Below are 14,147 nucleotides of genomic sequence, written 5' to 3'. Positions count from 1 at the left end.
TCGTCACGGTGCCGACGATGACTGGGTCTCGTCGCTGCGGGGGATGCTGGACGCCCTGACCTGCTCGGCGCCCAGCCGCCAGGTCGCGCCGTGCCGCTGATGCTCCCAGAACGCCGCGAACCGGCCGCCGGCGGCCAGCAGTTCGTCGATGCTGCCGTCCTCGGCGATGGCGCCGTTCTCCAGGAACAGCACCCGATCGGCGGTGCGGATGCTGGACAGCCGGTGGGCCACGATCACCCGGGTGCGGGGCAGCGGGTCACGGGTCAGCGCGTCGACCACGGCCCGCTCGTTCTCCGGGTCGAGGGCACTGGTGGCCTCGTCGACCAGCAGCACCGGGGCCTGCTTGAGCAGCGCGCGGGCGATGCTCACCCGCTGGCGTTCGCCGCCGGAGAGCTTGCCGCCGGCCTCGCCGACAGCGGCCGCGTCGCCCCCGGGCAGCCGGGCGGTGATCTCGTCAACTCGGGCCAGTCCGGTGGCGACGGCCACCTCTTCGGCACCGGCCGCCGGATCGCCGACCAGCACGTTCTCGCGCAGTGTGCCGTCGAACAGGTACGGGTGCTGGAACACCACGCTGACCGCGGCCCGGTGCGCCTCGGGGGTCAGCCCGGCGACGTCCACGCCGTCGAGCAGCACCCGTCCGCGGCTCGGCTGCAGCAGGCCGGCGATCAGCGACAGCAGCGTCGTCTTCCCCGAACCGGACGGCCCCACGATCGCGGTGGTGCTGCCAGCCTCCAGGGTCAGTTCGAGACCGGTGACGACCGGTGGGTCGTCGCCGTAGCGGACCTCGACGTCGCGGAACTCGATCCGCGGCGACCGCGTCCGTCGCGACTCGTCGGGTCCGGACGGCGCCAGCGGGGCGTCCAGGACCGTGCGGATCCGGGCCAGGGCGAGCCGGGTGGTCTCCAGCGCCGGAGCCAGTCCGGCCAGCGTCGTCATCGGTTCCAGGTAGCGGACGATGACCACGATCAGCCCGACCGCGGCGCCGGCGGAGAGTTCGCCGCGCAGCACCAGCGCGGCGGTGGTGCCGGCCAGCAACAGCAGCGCGAGCTGGCTGGCGACGGCGAACATCAGCTGTCCGGGGATCTGCATCAGCACCAGCCGCACAGTCGCCGCATGCTGCCCGGCCAGAGCCTGCGCGACCTGGCTGCGGGCCGGGGTGGCGCGCCGGCTGGCCCGCAACACCTGCTGGGTGCGGCCGAACTCGACCAGCCGCTCGGTGAGGGCGGTGTTGGCGGCCTCGGCGGCGGCGTCCGCGCGGCGAGTGGTGCGTCCGGCGAGCCAGAGCGCACCCAGCACCGGGATCACCCCGGCGAGCGCGGCCAGCGCCAGTGGCGGCGACACCCCGAGCAGGGCGAGGGCAATCGCCGGCGGCAGCAGCACCGCGCCGATGATCGGGGTGACCAGGTTGACGATCAGGCCGACCAGGTCGGGTCCGGTGGCGGCGACGGCCGCGCGGGCGTCGGCGACGTTGGCTGCGGTGAACCAGGCCATCCGGATCCGGGTGAGCCGGTCGGCGATGCCGTGCTGGGCGGTGTCCAGCACCTCGAAGCCGAGCGCGAAGCCGATCCGGGAGGCCGCGGCGTCCACCACCCAGCCGAGCACGGTGCTGCCGGTCAGGGTGGCCAGCACCCACAGCGCAAGTCGCGAGTCGCCGCCGGCCAGGGCGGCGATCAGCGGCACCAGCAGCACCGTCGAGATCGCCCGCAGCAGCACCGAACCGACCGTCAGCGCCAAGTAGCCGAGCAGGGTGCGGCGAGCTGTGGCCGGCACCAGGGCGATCAGCGTGCGGATCATGCCCGGACCTCCATCCGGTCCTCGGCCAGCGGATTCCCGCCGGCCTGCCACAGGCTGCGGTAGCGGCCGTCCAGGGCCAGCAGTTCGTCGTGGCTGCCGGACTCGACCACCGCACCGGCGTCCAGCACCAGGATCGTGTCGGCACCGGCGATGGTGTGCAGCCGATGCGCGATCACCAGCACCGTCCGGTCGGCGGTGAGCCGGTCGAGCGCGATCTGCACCAGGTACTCCGACTCGGGATCGGCGAAGGCGGTCGCCTCGTCAAGCACCAGCACCGGGGTGTCGGCCAGCAGCGCCCGGGCGATGGTCAGCCGTTGCTTCTCGCCGCCCGACAGCGCCACCTCGTCGCCGAGCACGGTGTCGTAGCCCTGCGGCAGCCTGAGCACGCGGTCGTGGATCTGGGCGTCGCGGGCGGCCGACTCGATCTGCTCACGGGACGCGTCGGGCCTGGCCAGTGCGATGTTCTCGGCGACGGTGCCGTGGACCAGCGCCACGTCCTGCAGGACGAACCCGACCCGGCGGTACAGCTCGTCGGCGTCCAGCGTCCGCAGGTCGTCGCCGTCGATCCGGATGGCTCCCGAGTCGACGTCGTGGAACCGGGCGACCAGTGCCGCCAGCGTCGATTTGCCCGACCCGGACGGCCCGACCAGCGCGGTCACGGTGCCCGGCCGGAGCACCGCGGACACCTCGCGGATCACCGGGACGCCGGGGTGGTAGCCGAAGCTGACCCGGTCGAACTCGACGGTGCCGCAGGCGGGACGGACGGCGTCCGGGCTGGCGGAGGGACGGGTGTCGAGCTCGCGTTCGGTCAGCGCGATCCCGATCCGACGGGCGGCGATGAGGCCGCCGCGCAGCCCGCTGAGGCCGTAGCCGATACCCAGCAGCCGCGTCCCGAACGCCGTGCCGAGCAGCAGGAACGGCAGCAGCCCGACCACGTCGAGCCCGCCGCCGATCACCATCAGCGTGCCCGCGGCGGCGATCAGCCAACTCAGCGTGCCGGGCCGGGTGACCAGATCCATCATCGTCTTCTTGCCGGTGAACGGGCGCTGCCACTCGTTGAGGAATCTCAGGTAGCCCTCCAGCCGGCGGGTGAACGCGGACGCCGCCGCACCGCCGAACACCCGGACCACCGGCTGGCCGTCCAGGTAGCCGGAGGCGGCACCGCTCATCCGTTCGGCCCATCGTTGCGCGGCGCCGATCTTCGCGCCGGACTGGACGACCATGATCCACATCGTCACCAGGTAGGTGAGCACCGGAAGCAGCAGCACCAGGCCGAGCCGCCAGTCGGCGACGAACAGGTAGCCGAGCACCGCCAGCGGGGCGACGGCGGCGGCCACCGCGTCGCAGATCGCGTGGGTGACCAGGTAGTGCAGCGCCAGCGTGTCGTCGCTGACCAGGGATTTCACCCCAGTCGATCCGCGGTCGGCGAACCAGCCCAGCGGCAGCCTGGACAGCTTGTCGAGCAGCTTCAGCCGCAGATCGCGGGCGAACCGGGCGTCCACGACGTGCAGCCAGAGCAACAGTCCGGCCCCGAGCAGCGCACCCGCGCCGAGCAGCACCACGGCGCCCACGGCCAGCGGCCACAGGGCGTCCGGACCGTCCCCGGCGAGCAGCCGGCGGGCCAGTTCGACCAGCAGCAGGTAGGGGGCGAGTTCGAGCAGGGTGACCAGCGCCTGCAGCACACCGGCGACGATCAGCCGCGACTTCAGCGGGGCCAGCAACGTGCCCGCGGCCTGGGAGCGCCAGCGGCCCGGGGTGGACGGCGCCGCCGGTTCGGCGGCCGGAACCTCCGGTGCCGGAACCGCCTGCTGCTCGACCGTGGTCACTGGGGTGGCCACCGGCGCGTTCGGCGTCCCGGCAACTGCGGCGTCTGTGGTCGCCGGGCTGGTCTCGGCGGTATTGCCGCGGACCTTGCCCATCGAGCGGCCCTCGATCCAGTACGCCCGGGCGTGGATCTCGCGCTTGGGGAAGCCGAACTCGTCCCGCAGCCGGGTCTGCAGCGCCTTCAGCGACCCCGACTCGGGTGCTGCCCAGGCGTACCAGTCCGACCAGTCGGACGCCGCGATCGAGGCAGCCAGCGACCCGGCGTCCCGGCGGTCGGTCCAATGAACCCGCAGCCGGGGGTGGCCGCCCAGCGGGATCGCCTCGTCGTGGGCGCTGTGCCGCTCCAGGTACAGCTCGACCGGAACCTGCGCGGGCAGCGCGCCGAGCACACTGTTGATCGCCGGGATGGACGCGGCGTCCCCGACCAGCAGGAATCCCGCCGGCAACTCCTCGGGGACGGTGAAGCCCGCGGTCAGCGAGGTCATCACCGGCACCGTGTCACCGGGCTGGGCGCGCTCGGCCCACAGACAGGCCGGGCCGGCCGGGGTGTGCAGAACGAAATCCACCGCGAACGCGCCGGTGTCGGGGTCGGCCTCGGTGAGGGTGTAGGCGCGCTGGTACTCGGTCTCGCCGCCGTCCGGATCGGGGAACCAGAACCGCAGCCAGGTGGTCGTCTCGACCTCGATGTCGTCAAACAGCGTCGGCGAGGTCAGCCGCAACCGCAGGAAGTGCGGCGCCAGCCACTGCGTGCCGGTGACCGTGGCGACGTGGTCGCGGGCGCCGAAGCCGCGCATCAGCGCGCCCTGGAATCCTCGGGACATCTCAGCCCTCCAACGGGTTCGGAGTCGTTCGGGGGTGCGGGTCGATCGGTGGCTCGCCGGCCCGGACCAGCCGGCCGCTCAGGTCGGCGACGATGCTGTCGGACGTCGCGGCGCCGGGCTCGGCGCCCAGGGTGGCGACCAGGCCGCGGACGAAGGTCGCGAGCAGCAGCCGTCCGTAGTCCTCGCCGCTCACCTCGGGCAATGCGGGGACGACCGCGGCCAGCCACGGCTGGGCCTCGAACCGGTCGGTGGCGGCCTGGAGTTCTGCGGCGAACCCGCCGTCGTGATCGGTTGCGGCCGCGTCCCGGCGGCGCTCCTCGGCGGCGACCAGGGCGAACGCCGTGGACGCGACGGCGTTGCTGGCGGCGACCGCGGCGTCGTCGCTGAGCCCGTGCGCCCGCAGCGCCGCGGCCTCGGTCTCCATCAGCCGCAGGCCGGTCTCGCCGCGCGGGAACAGGGTAAGCAGATAGTCCGCCAGCCCCGGACGGGCCGCGGCGAAGTCGTGCAGCACCCGGCCGAATCGCAGCAGTTGGGTCTCCAGGTCGTCCGGGACGTCCGGGACGCCGGGGGCGACTGCGGCGTCCAGGCTCAGGTCGGCGAGCAGGCTCTCGCCGACCAGGCGCTCCAGATGCCAGCGGTTCTGGACGTGCCGGTACAGCGCGGCCGGACTGACCCCGAGCCGGCCGGCGACCGCCGCGACGCTCAGCGCGGCCATCCCCAGTTCGCGTCCGGCGGCCACGATGGACGCCTGGGTCACGGTCGCAGGCCGTCCGCCCTGGTTCACCCGCACTGTCGCCACGACGCAGTTATACCCCATAACTAAGGGTTACCTAAGTCCGTCCGCCACCCGGTCGTCCCACCCCCAAGCCCCTCCCTAACTAGTTCTGCCCTCCCGCAGGTGGGAGGGCGCAGGTAGTTAGGGAGGGCCCTGGCGGGCAGGGCGTGGGCGGGCGTCGGCCGCGGCCCCGCACGCACCCTCCCTTGGGGTCTTGCCGTCCGGACGGCGTCGGGGCATGGTGAGGCATCCGAACCGGAGGTATCGCGATGACTGCCGAAGCCACGACGGAGCGACCCAACGAACTCAAGCGGGTGATGGGGCCGGGACTACTGCTGCTGTTCATCATCGGCGACATCCTCGGCACCGGCATCTACGCGCTCACCGGGGTGGTGGCCGAAGAGGTCGGCGGGGTGGTCTGGCTGCCATTCCTGATCGCCTTCGTGGTGGCCATGATCACCGCCTTCAGCTACCTGGAGCTGGTCACCAAGTACCCGCAGGCGGCGGGCGCCGCGCTCTACACGCACAAGGCGTTCGGCATTCACTTCCTCACCTTCCTGGTGGCGTTCACGGTGATGACCTCGGGCATCACCTCGGCGTCCACCGCGGCCCGGGCGTTCGCCGAGAACCTGCAGAAGGGGTTCGGCATGGACACCGCCGACGGGCTGACCATGGTGGTCGCCATCGGCTTCATGCTGCTGGTGGCTGCGGTCAACATCCGCGGCGTCGGCGAGAGCGTCAAGGCCAATGTGGTGCTGACCTGCGTCGAGTTGTCCGGACTGTTGTTGGTGATCTTCGTCGCGGTCTTCGCGATGTCCGAGGGACGCGCCGACTTCAGCCGGGTGACCGTCTTCGAAACGCCGTCCGACAAGGGCATGTTCCTGGCGGTCACGACAGCGACCTCACTGGCGTTCTTCGCCATGGTGGGTTTCGAGGACTCGGTGAACATGGCCGAGGAGACCAAGGAACCGGCCCGGATCTTCCCCAAGATCATGCTCACCGGGCTCGGCATCACCGGACTGATCTACGTGTTGGTGTCGATCTCGGCGGTGGCCCTGGTGCCGCCGGGGGAGCTGTCGAAAGAGGGTGCCACGCCGCTGCTGCTGGTCGTCCAGACCGGCGCGCCCGACCTGCCGATCGGTGCACTGTTCCCGTTCATCTCGATGTTCGCGGTGGCCAATTCGGCGCTGATCAACATGCTGATGGCGTCCAGGCTGCTGTACGGGATGGCCAACGAAGGCGTGCTGCCGCCGGTGCTGGGCAAGGTGCTCCCCGGACGCCGGACGCCGTGGGTGGCGATCCTGTTCACCACCGCACTCGCGGTCGGTCTGATCACCTTCGTGGGTGAGGTGTCCGAGCTCGGCGGCACCACCGCGCTGCTGCTGCTCGGGGTGTTCACCCTGGTCAACGTGGCCGTGCTGGTGCTGCGCCGGGATTCGGTCGAACACGAGCACTTCGTCGCACCCAGCTGGCTGCCGATTCTCGGTGCGCTCAGCTGCGCCTACCTGGTCGGTCCCTGGTCCGGACGCTCCACCGAGCAGTACTGGATCGCCGCCGTCCTGATCGGCATCGGCGTGCTGCTCAGCCTGTTGGTGTTCCTGTTCAACAAGCGCCAGCACAAGCAGACCCAGTTCCAACACCCCGACGATCTCTCCACCGGCCCGCACTGAGCCGTCCCGCCAGTCCCGCGACCCACGAGGCCCTCCCTAAGGGAAGCGCTGATCAATCATGTCCCGGCTGCGGCGCACCCGACGAGCGATCGACGACCCCCATCTCTTGCGCTGTATGACCCGACACGCCCACAAGATCTGGGCGCCGTCGCTCATCTCGCCGGGCACGTCCTCGCTCGGAACAGCATTGATCAGCACTTCCCCAACTACCTGTGCCCTCCCACATGCGGGAGGGCACAGGTAGTTAGGGAGGGCCCCTGTGGATCAGCTCGACGGACGGGTCCGACCGGTCAGCTGGGCCGGGACGCCGGCGTGCTGTCCTTGGTCAGCGCGGGGTCGGAGACCACCACGTCGCCGAGGGCCGCGTCGATCGCCTCCAGCACGTCGGCCGACAGCTTCACCCCGGCCGCCGCGGCGTTGTCGGCGACCTGCTCCGGACGTGACGCGCCGACGATCGCGCAGGCCACGTTGTCGTTGGCCAGCACCCAGGCGACCGCCAACTGGGCCATGCTCAACCCCAGGTCGGACGCGATCGGTTGCAGTTTCTGCACCCGCTCGAGGATGGCGTCGTCCATAAGGCGGCTGATGGCGCCCTTGCCGCCCTTCTCGTCGGTGGCCCGGGACCCCTCGGGCGCCGGCTGCCCGGGCAGGTACTTTCCGGTCAGCACGCCCTGCGCGATCGGCGACCAGACCACCTGGGACAGTCCCAGTTCTCGGCAAGCCGGGACGACCTCGCCCTCGATCACCCGCCACAGCATCGAGTACTGCGGCTGGTTCGAGACCAGGGCGAAGCCCAGCTGCCGGGCGAGTCCCTGACCTGCCCGGATCTGCTCCGCGCTCCATTCGCTGACCCCGATATAGAGCGCCTTGCCCGACCGGACGACGTCGGCGAAGGCCTGCATGGTCTCTTCCAGCGGGGTCTCCACGTCGTAGCGGTGGGCCTGGTAGACGTCCACATAATCCGTGCGCAGCCGCTTCAGCGAGCCGTGGATCGACTCCATGATGTGCTTACGGCTGAGTCCGCTGTCGTTCGGCCCGCGCGGACCGGTCGCCCCGAACACCTTGGTCATGATCTCGATCGACTCCCGGCGCTGGCCGGCCAACGCCTCGCCGAGCACCGTCTCGGCCTTGGTGTTGGCGTAGACGTCCGCGGTGTCGAAGGTGGTGACACCGGCGTCCAGAGCGGCCCGCACGCAGGCCAGCCCTGCTTCGTTCTCAACCTGCGACCCGTGCGTGAGCCAGTTGCCGTAACAGATCTCGGAGATCTTGAGCCCCGAGCTACCCAGATGACGAAACTCCATGCACCCCATCCAACCAGGAGCGCCCGATGTATCAATCGTGGCCAGTTTCCGGTCTGTCCATCGAACGCCGCCGGAATCGCCGGCGGACCTGCACGAAGGGACGGCCGCCATGGCCTGCGAGCGCTATCTGGAGATCAACGGAACCTACATCTGCCTGGACATCCCGCGGCTGGTGAGGAAGTTCAAGTGGCCGCCGGACCCGCCGGAGTGGTTCAGGGACTTCCTCGAGGAGATCGCCGGACCGCAGCCCGACCCATGGCGCGGACGAACCGACATCCTGGACGGCATCCGGCTGGCCGGGGTCGAGCAGGGCGCCTGGTCGCGGGACATCACCCGGATCGTCGCGATCAGCGAACTCGTCCAAGGATTCGAGGCACCCGAACTGCGCGAGCAGTTCGCCGGACTACTGCGCAGCTCGAGTGACGAACTGCTCCAGGCGAACGCCCCCGAGTTGCGGGTCGAGCTCAATCTCTGACCGCCCGGCAGTCGAGCAACACGGCTCCGGGTGGCGATCTCACGGTCGCCGCCCGGAGCGCGACTGTGCCGGCCGAACTCGCCGAACGCTTGGAAACTCGACTCTGACAAGGTGTTACGAGCGTTGCGGCCAGTCCGGCACGGGTCAGTCGGCGCATCCCGGCCGGGCGATGATGCCACCTCACCAGCGGGGCGTTAGGCTGGCTCCTCGTGAGCGAAACGGTGGTGGTCATCGGCAACTTCGACGGTGTGCACCCCGGCCATGTCGAAGTGCTGCGTGAGGCGCAGGACCGACGCCCCGACCTGCCGCTCGTTGTGGTCACCTTCTGGCCGCATCCGGTGCGGGTGCTGCGTCCCCAGCAGGCTCCGATGCTGCTCACCGGGCTGGACGACCGGATCGCGCTGCTGCGGGCCGCCGGTGCCGACCGGGTCGAGGTGGTGAACTTCACCCGCGAGTTCGCACAGCTCAGCCCCGAGCAGTTCGTCACCGACGTGCTGCTGCCGCTCCACCCGGCGCTGGTCGTGGTGGGGGAGAACTTCCGGTTCGGGCACCGCGCCTCCGGCACCGTCCACACCCTGCGCGAACTCGGCCGCGGACGTTTTGAGGTCGACGCACTGCGGCTGGTCCGGTTCGGCGACGAGGAGACCTGCTCGACCATCATCCGGGACGCCCTCGCCGTCGGCGACGTGGCGCACGCGGCCGAACACCTCGGACGTCCCTTCCGGTTCGCCGGCATCGTCGCGCACGGCGATCACCGCGGCCGCGAGCTCGGCTTCCCGACCGCGAATCTGCCGGTTCCCCGGGACCTCGCCTGCCCCGCCGACGGGGTCTACGCCGGGTGGGTCACCCGGCTGGACGGCCGGGACGGACACGGAGCAGCTTTGCCGGGCGACGACGAGCCGGCACGCTGGCCGGCCGCCATCTCGGTGGGCACCAACCCGACCTTCGACGGCGTCCAGCGCCGAGTGGAGTCGTACGTGCTGGGCCGAACCGATCTCGAGTTGTACGGGGCCCCGATCGCCGTCGAGTTCATCGCTCGGCTGCGCGGACAGGTCCGCTTCGAGGGAATAGCCGCGCTGGTCGACCAGATGAGCGAGGACGTCCGCCGCAGCTACCAGATCCTGGACGCCTGACCGCCGCGGCAGGGCTTCGAGCAGCGGGCTGACCCGCTGCCGCCGAGCTCCCGGTAGGGCATGATCGGCACCACTCTTGCGTCCCGCCGTCGCGGCGCGCACAGTTGGTTCATGACCGGGTTGGTCGCACTCGCGGTGGTCGGGGCGCTGGTGGGAATCGTGGTCGGCCTGATGCGCCGGCCCAAGTCGTCCCGCTGGCTGCCCGATCGGGTACTGCCGATCCCCGACCTCGGACTGGCCGAATCAGATCTCGCCGAGCTGTCCGCCGTGGGTCACCGGGTCGAGCAGGAGTTCGGCGTGGCGCCGGTCCAGGTGTTGCTGCACCGGGTCGGCAATGTGGTGCGGCGCAGCGTGCCGCTCAGCGCCATCCGCCCCGGGCCGGCCCGAGGGCTGGCCCGGATGTGCTTCGCCGACGGGACGACGTTGCAGGTGCGCGGACGCCAGGTCGGCGACCTCGGCCAGCTCGCGGTCACCGCCATCACCCACAAGGTGCGGGTCTGCGACTACCACGCCGAGGACAGCCGAGTGGTGCTCGACCTCGAATGGGGACGCGGTCGCGCCAGCGTCCTCGCGGTCGGGATCGACCAGGCCGACTGAACCAACCCGCGCGAGCACAGTAGGAACAGGCGCCTCGATCGTGGGCGGCGGAACCCACCTCGCACCCGTTTCGCGTCATTGCACAGGTGTTAACCGGTGCGATGACCGCAAAGCGGTGCGGAGTCGTGAATGCGGCGTCGCGGGCGTGGGCAGCGATGCTCAGCGCATCAGTCGTAGCGACTTGCGGTAGACGGCGTCCATCTCCTCGCGGGAGTGGGTATTGCCCAGGCCGTCCACGTACTCGTAGGTGGTCAGCCGGTGGTCGCCGGTCGGGGTGTAGTCGAGGGAGATGTACATCGGGATCGCGGCGGCGTTCTGCGGGTCGACCCGCAGGAAGATCTCGTCGAAGCCCAACTCGATGGCCTGCTGCTCGAGGAATTCGGTGAGCGCGCGCGCCGCACCCTGGCGACGGGATTCGGGGTACACCCACAGGCTTTTGAGTTCTGGCTGCAGCGGGTCCGGCCGGCAGTCCAGCACGCTGGTGCCGAGTTCGGCCTCGCCCCGGACCGCGATGGCGAAGTAATAGTCCCCCTCGAGTTGCCGCTCGTAGTGCCCCTGCGCGTAGTGCGCGTTGGGATGCGGCTCTCGTCGTCCCAACGCGGCGAGGTCATCGGCCGTGCACAGCCGCACCACGATGGGCTCTGTCATAGATACCTCCGCAGATCGGGATGGGGTCGAGTCGGCCTGATCTGGCTCGCGTCCACCGGATGACTCATCTTGCCAGACCGGTGCAAGCCTACGCCGGTGGGTGAAGGCTGCTGGCGCCGCGCCGTCGGGATCGCCCGATCATCGTGGCCCGGCATTGAGCGGCTCACTCCAGCTCCTTGAGTTGGCCGATCACGTCGCCGACCGCCTGCTGGGCGCTGCCGTACAGCATCGAGGTGTGGTCGGCATAGAACAGGGCGTTCTCGATGCCCGAATAGCCGGCACCGCGCCCACGCTTGATCACGATGCAGTTGTGGGCCTTGTCGGCGTCCAGGATCGGCATGCCGTAGATCGGGGACGTCTCGTCGGTGCGGGCCACCGGGTTCACCACGTCGTTGGCACCGATCACCAAAGCCACGTCGGTCTGCGGGAATTCGGCGTTGATCTCGTCCAGGTCGAAGATCTTTTCGTACGGGACGCCGGCCTCGGCGAGCAGCACGTTCATGTGCCCGGGCATCCGGCCGGCCACCGGGTGGATCGCGAACGACACGTCCACCCCGGCGTCGGTGAGCAGCTTGGCCATCTCCCAGACCTTGTGCTGGGCGCCGGCCACCGCCATGCCGTAGCCGGGGACGATGATCACCTTCTCGGCGTAGCGCATCAGCGCGGCGGCATCGGTGGCGGTGAGCTCCTTGAGCCGGCCTTCGATCGCTCCGCCGGCCTGCGCCTCGCCGCTGATCGGGGTGAACAGCACGCCCAGGATCGGCCGGTTCATCGCCTTGGCCATCAGTTGGGTGAGCAGGGTACCGGACGCGCCCACCACGATGCCGGCGATGATCAGCGCCGGGTTGCCGAGCACGTAGCCCTCGAAGCCGACGGCCAGGCCGGTGAACGCGTTCAGCAGCGAGATCACCACCGGCATGTCGGCGCCGCCGATCGGCATCGTGACCACCGCACCGAGCGCCAGCGCGAGCAGGAAGAACAGCACCAGCAGGAAGGGGTTGGCCGTGCCGGTGCCCATCGAGGCGAGCACGATCCAAACCCCGAGCGCGACCGTCAGCAGGCCAAGAGCGATGTTGACCAGGTTCTGCAGGGGCAGCCGGATGGCCTTGTTCATGATGCCCTGCAGCTTCAGGAAGGCGATCACCGAGCCGCTGAAGGCGACCGAGCCGATCAGCGAACCGAGCACCGCCAGGGTGCCCACCACCGGTCCGTGCACCTCGGCGCGGGCGAACTCGACCGCCGCGATCAGGGCCGCGGCGCCGCCGCCCATGCCGTTGTAGATGGCCACCATCTGCGGCATGTCGGTCATCTTGACCACGCGTCCGGCCCACCAGGCGACCCCGCCGCCCAGCACGATCGCAACCGCGATCAGCGCCAGGTTGCGCATCCCGGGCACGAAGAAGGTGGCCGCGGTGGCCAGCACCATGCCGACCCCGGCCCAGGCAATGCCGCGCCGGGCCTTCACCGGCGATGCCATCGCCTTCAGGCCGACGATGAACAGCACCGAGACCAACAGGTAGATCCCGTTGACGATCCATTCCATGCTGATCAGGCCCCCTGACCCGGACCGGGCAGCTTCTTCTTGGGCGCGAACATGGCCAGCATCCGTTCGGTGACCACATAGCCGCCGGCGGCGTTCGCGGCGCCCAGCAACACGGCCAGGAAGCCCAACACGATCTGCAGCGGCGTCTCGGCGTGGCCGAGCGCGTACATGGCGCCGACCAGCACGACGCCGTGGACGAAGTTCGACCCCGACATCAGCGGGGTGTGCAGGATCACCGGCACCCGCGAGATCACCTCGTAGCCGGTGAACGCGGCCAGCATGAAGATGTAGAGGTAGAGCAGGTCGGTCATGCGGGGACCTCTCCTTGATCGAAGCCGAATGCCTGCCGCACCAGCGGATTGACCACCTTGCCGTCCAGGGTGAGGGCGGTGCCGGCGATCACCTCGTCGGCGGTGTCGATGGCGAGCGTGCCGTCGGCGACCATCGGGGCGGTGAAGTTGAACAGGTTCTTGGCGAACATCTCCGAGGCGTGCACCGGCATCCGGCTGGGCAGGTTGACCGGGCCGACGACATGCGCCGAGCCGACCCGCACTTCGGAGCCGGCAACCGTGCCAGCCACGTTGCCACCTTGCTCGGCAGCCATGTCGACCACCACGGCACCGGGACGCATCGCCGCGACCATCATCTCGCTGACGATCCGTGGGGCCTGTCTGCCCGGAACGGCCGCGGTGGTGATCAGGACGTCGCACTGGGCGATCGCCTTGCCGAGCTTGGCCTCCTGAGCGCCCTTCTCGGCCTCGGTCAGCTCGCGGGCGTAACCGCCGGAACCGACCGCGCTCACCCCGGTGTCGACGAATTTGGCGCCCAGCGATTCGATCTGTTCCTTGGTCTCGGGCCGGACGTCGTAGCCCTCGACGATCGCACCCAGCCGTTTGGCGGTGGCGATCGCCTGTAGGCCGGCCACGCCGGCGCCGATCACCAGCACCCGGGCCGGCCGGACGGTGCCGGCGGCGTAGGTCAGCATCGGGAAGAACTTGGGGCACCGGGCCGCGGCGATCAGCGCGCACTGGTAGCCGGCCACCGCGCCCTGGGAGGACAACACGTCCATCGACTGGGCGCGCGAGATGCGGGGCAGCAGTTCCATCGCGAACGAGTCGATGCCGCGTTCGGCCAGCGTGCGGACGCGGCCCGGGTCGGCGAACGGCGCCAGCGTCCCGATCAGGATGGCGCCCGGCCGCAGTCCGGCGAGCGTCTCCGCGGACGGCGGCCCGATCGTCCAGACCGCATCGGCCGCGGTCACTACCTCGGCGGTGCTGCTCGCCCAGGTGACCTCGCCGAGTGAGTACTCGGTGATGTGGGCCCGATCGGTGGCTCCGCTCTGGATCACCAGGGTCGCCCCCATCGCTCGCAGTTTGGTCGCCACATCGGGCACGATCGGAGTGCGCCGCTCAGCCGGATCGGCGCTGGCCGGAATACCGAGAACGAAGCCCATGGCTGCAGCTCTCCCTGCTGTCGACGTTGTCAGACGGTGATGATTTCCATCCAACCCCGGTGCGGTGGCGTTGTCACATCAGGCGTGGAGCGGAGTGTCGTGCACTACGATTC

Annotated in this window: 12 protein-coding genes; 4 read left to right on the top strand and 8 right to left on the bottom strand. The window is 70.2% G+C overall.

The window, feature by feature from the left end; all coding sequences use genetic code 11:
• Positions 1-3: 3 nt before the first annotated feature.
• The 3 genes from QM711_RS10295 to QM711_RS10285 are packed head-to-tail and all read right to left on the bottom strand — an operon-like array spanning position 4 to position 5,238.
• The gene (locus tag QM711_RS10295) at positions 4-1,794 is read right to left on the bottom strand and encodes an ABC transporter ATP-binding protein (protein WP_415098969.1); all 1,791 of its coding nucleotides are present in this window, start codon (positions 1,792-1,794) and stop codon (positions 4-6) included.
• Positions 1,791-4,439, bottom strand: coding sequence for an ABC transporter ATP-binding protein/permease (locus QM711_RS10290; RefSeq protein WP_415098967.1), 2,649 nt, complete (start codon positions 4,437-4,439; stop codon positions 1,791-1,793). Before QM711_RS10290 ends, QM711_RS10295 begins: the two co-directional genes overlap by 4 nt.
• Position 4,440: 1 nt before the next feature.
• Positions 4,441-5,238, bottom strand: a complete 798-nt coding sequence (locus tag QM711_RS10285) for a TetR/AcrR family transcriptional regulator (RefSeq protein WP_415098965.1) — start codon at positions 5,236-5,238, stop codon at positions 4,441-4,443.
• Positions 5,239-5,483: 245 nt separating this feature from the next.
• Between QM711_RS10285 and QM711_RS10280 the strand changes: the two genes are divergently transcribed.
• On the top strand, positions 5,484-6,884 hold the full coding sequence (locus QM711_RS10280; protein ID WP_415098963.1) for an APC family permease: 1,401 nt from the start codon (positions 5,484-5,486) through the stop codon (positions 6,882-6,884).
• Between the two features lie 290 nt (positions 6,885-7,174).
• Here QM711_RS10280 and QM711_RS10275 read toward each other — a convergent pair whose 3' ends face one another.
• Positions 7,175-8,185, bottom strand: a complete 1,011-nt coding sequence (locus QM711_RS10275; protein ID WP_415098961.1) for an aldo/keto reductase family protein — start codon at positions 8,183-8,185, stop codon at positions 7,175-7,177.
• 109 nt (positions 8,186-8,294) lie between these two features.
• Between QM711_RS10275 and QM711_RS10270 the strand changes: the two genes are divergently transcribed.
• The 3 genes from QM711_RS10270 (at position 8,295) to QM711_RS10260 (ending at position 10,390) form a co-directional block, all read left to right on the top strand.
• Positions 8,295-8,660 carry a hypothetical protein gene (locus QM711_RS10270; RefSeq protein WP_415098959.1) on the top strand — a complete coding sequence of 122 codons (366 nt, stop codon included), beginning with the start codon at positions 8,295-8,297 and terminating at the stop codon, positions 8,658-8,660.
• A gap of 209 nt (positions 8,661-8,869) precedes the next feature.
• On the top strand, positions 8,870-9,793 hold the full coding sequence (locus QM711_RS10265) for a bifunctional riboflavin kinase/FAD synthetase (RefSeq protein WP_415098957.1): 924 nt from the start codon (positions 8,870-8,872) through the stop codon (positions 9,791-9,793).
• Between the two features lie 111 nt (positions 9,794-9,904).
• Positions 9,905-10,390: a hypothetical protein gene (locus tag QM711_RS10260; RefSeq protein WP_415098955.1), complete on the top strand. Its 486-nt coding sequence runs from the start codon at positions 9,905-9,907 to the stop codon at positions 10,388-10,390.
• A 159-nt stretch (positions 10,391-10,549) separates the two neighbouring features.
• Here the strand turns inward: QM711_RS10260 and QM711_RS10255 are convergent, their stop codons facing one another.
• From QM711_RS10255 to QM711_RS10240, 4 genes are all read right to left on the bottom strand, one after another.
• On the bottom strand, positions 10,550-11,038 hold the full coding sequence (locus QM711_RS10255) for a GNAT family N-acetyltransferase (RefSeq protein ID WP_415098953.1): 489 nt from the start codon (positions 11,036-11,038) through the stop codon (positions 10,550-10,552).
• Between the two features lie 163 nt (positions 11,039-11,201).
• Positions 11,202-12,581 (bottom strand): NAD(P)(+) transhydrogenase (Re/Si-specific) subunit beta, encoded by a 1,380-nt coding sequence (locus QM711_RS10250; protein ID WP_415098951.1) that lies wholly within the window; start codon positions 12,579-12,581, stop codon positions 11,202-11,204.
• Positions 12,582-12,586: 5 nt separating this feature from the next.
• Entirely contained in the window at positions 12,587-12,892 is a 306-nt protein-coding gene (locus tag QM711_RS10245; protein ID WP_415098949.1) for an NAD(P) transhydrogenase subunit alpha, read from the bottom strand.
• On the bottom strand, positions 12,889-14,034 hold the full coding sequence (locus tag QM711_RS10240) for an NAD(P) transhydrogenase subunit alpha (RefSeq protein ID WP_415098947.1): 1,146 nt from the start codon (positions 14,032-14,034) through the stop codon (positions 12,889-12,891). Before QM711_RS10240 ends, QM711_RS10245 begins: the two co-directional genes overlap by 4 nt.
• Between the last annotated feature and the right edge of the window lie 113 nt (positions 14,035-14,147).

Source organism: Micropruina sp. (assembly GCF_047602385.1).
Taxonomy (GTDB): Bacteria; Actinomycetota; Actinomycetes; order Propionibacteriales; family Propionibacteriaceae; genus Micropruina.
The sequence above is the reverse complement of the archived record's forward strand: the minus strand, read 5'-3'. Positions and strand labels throughout refer to the sequence as shown.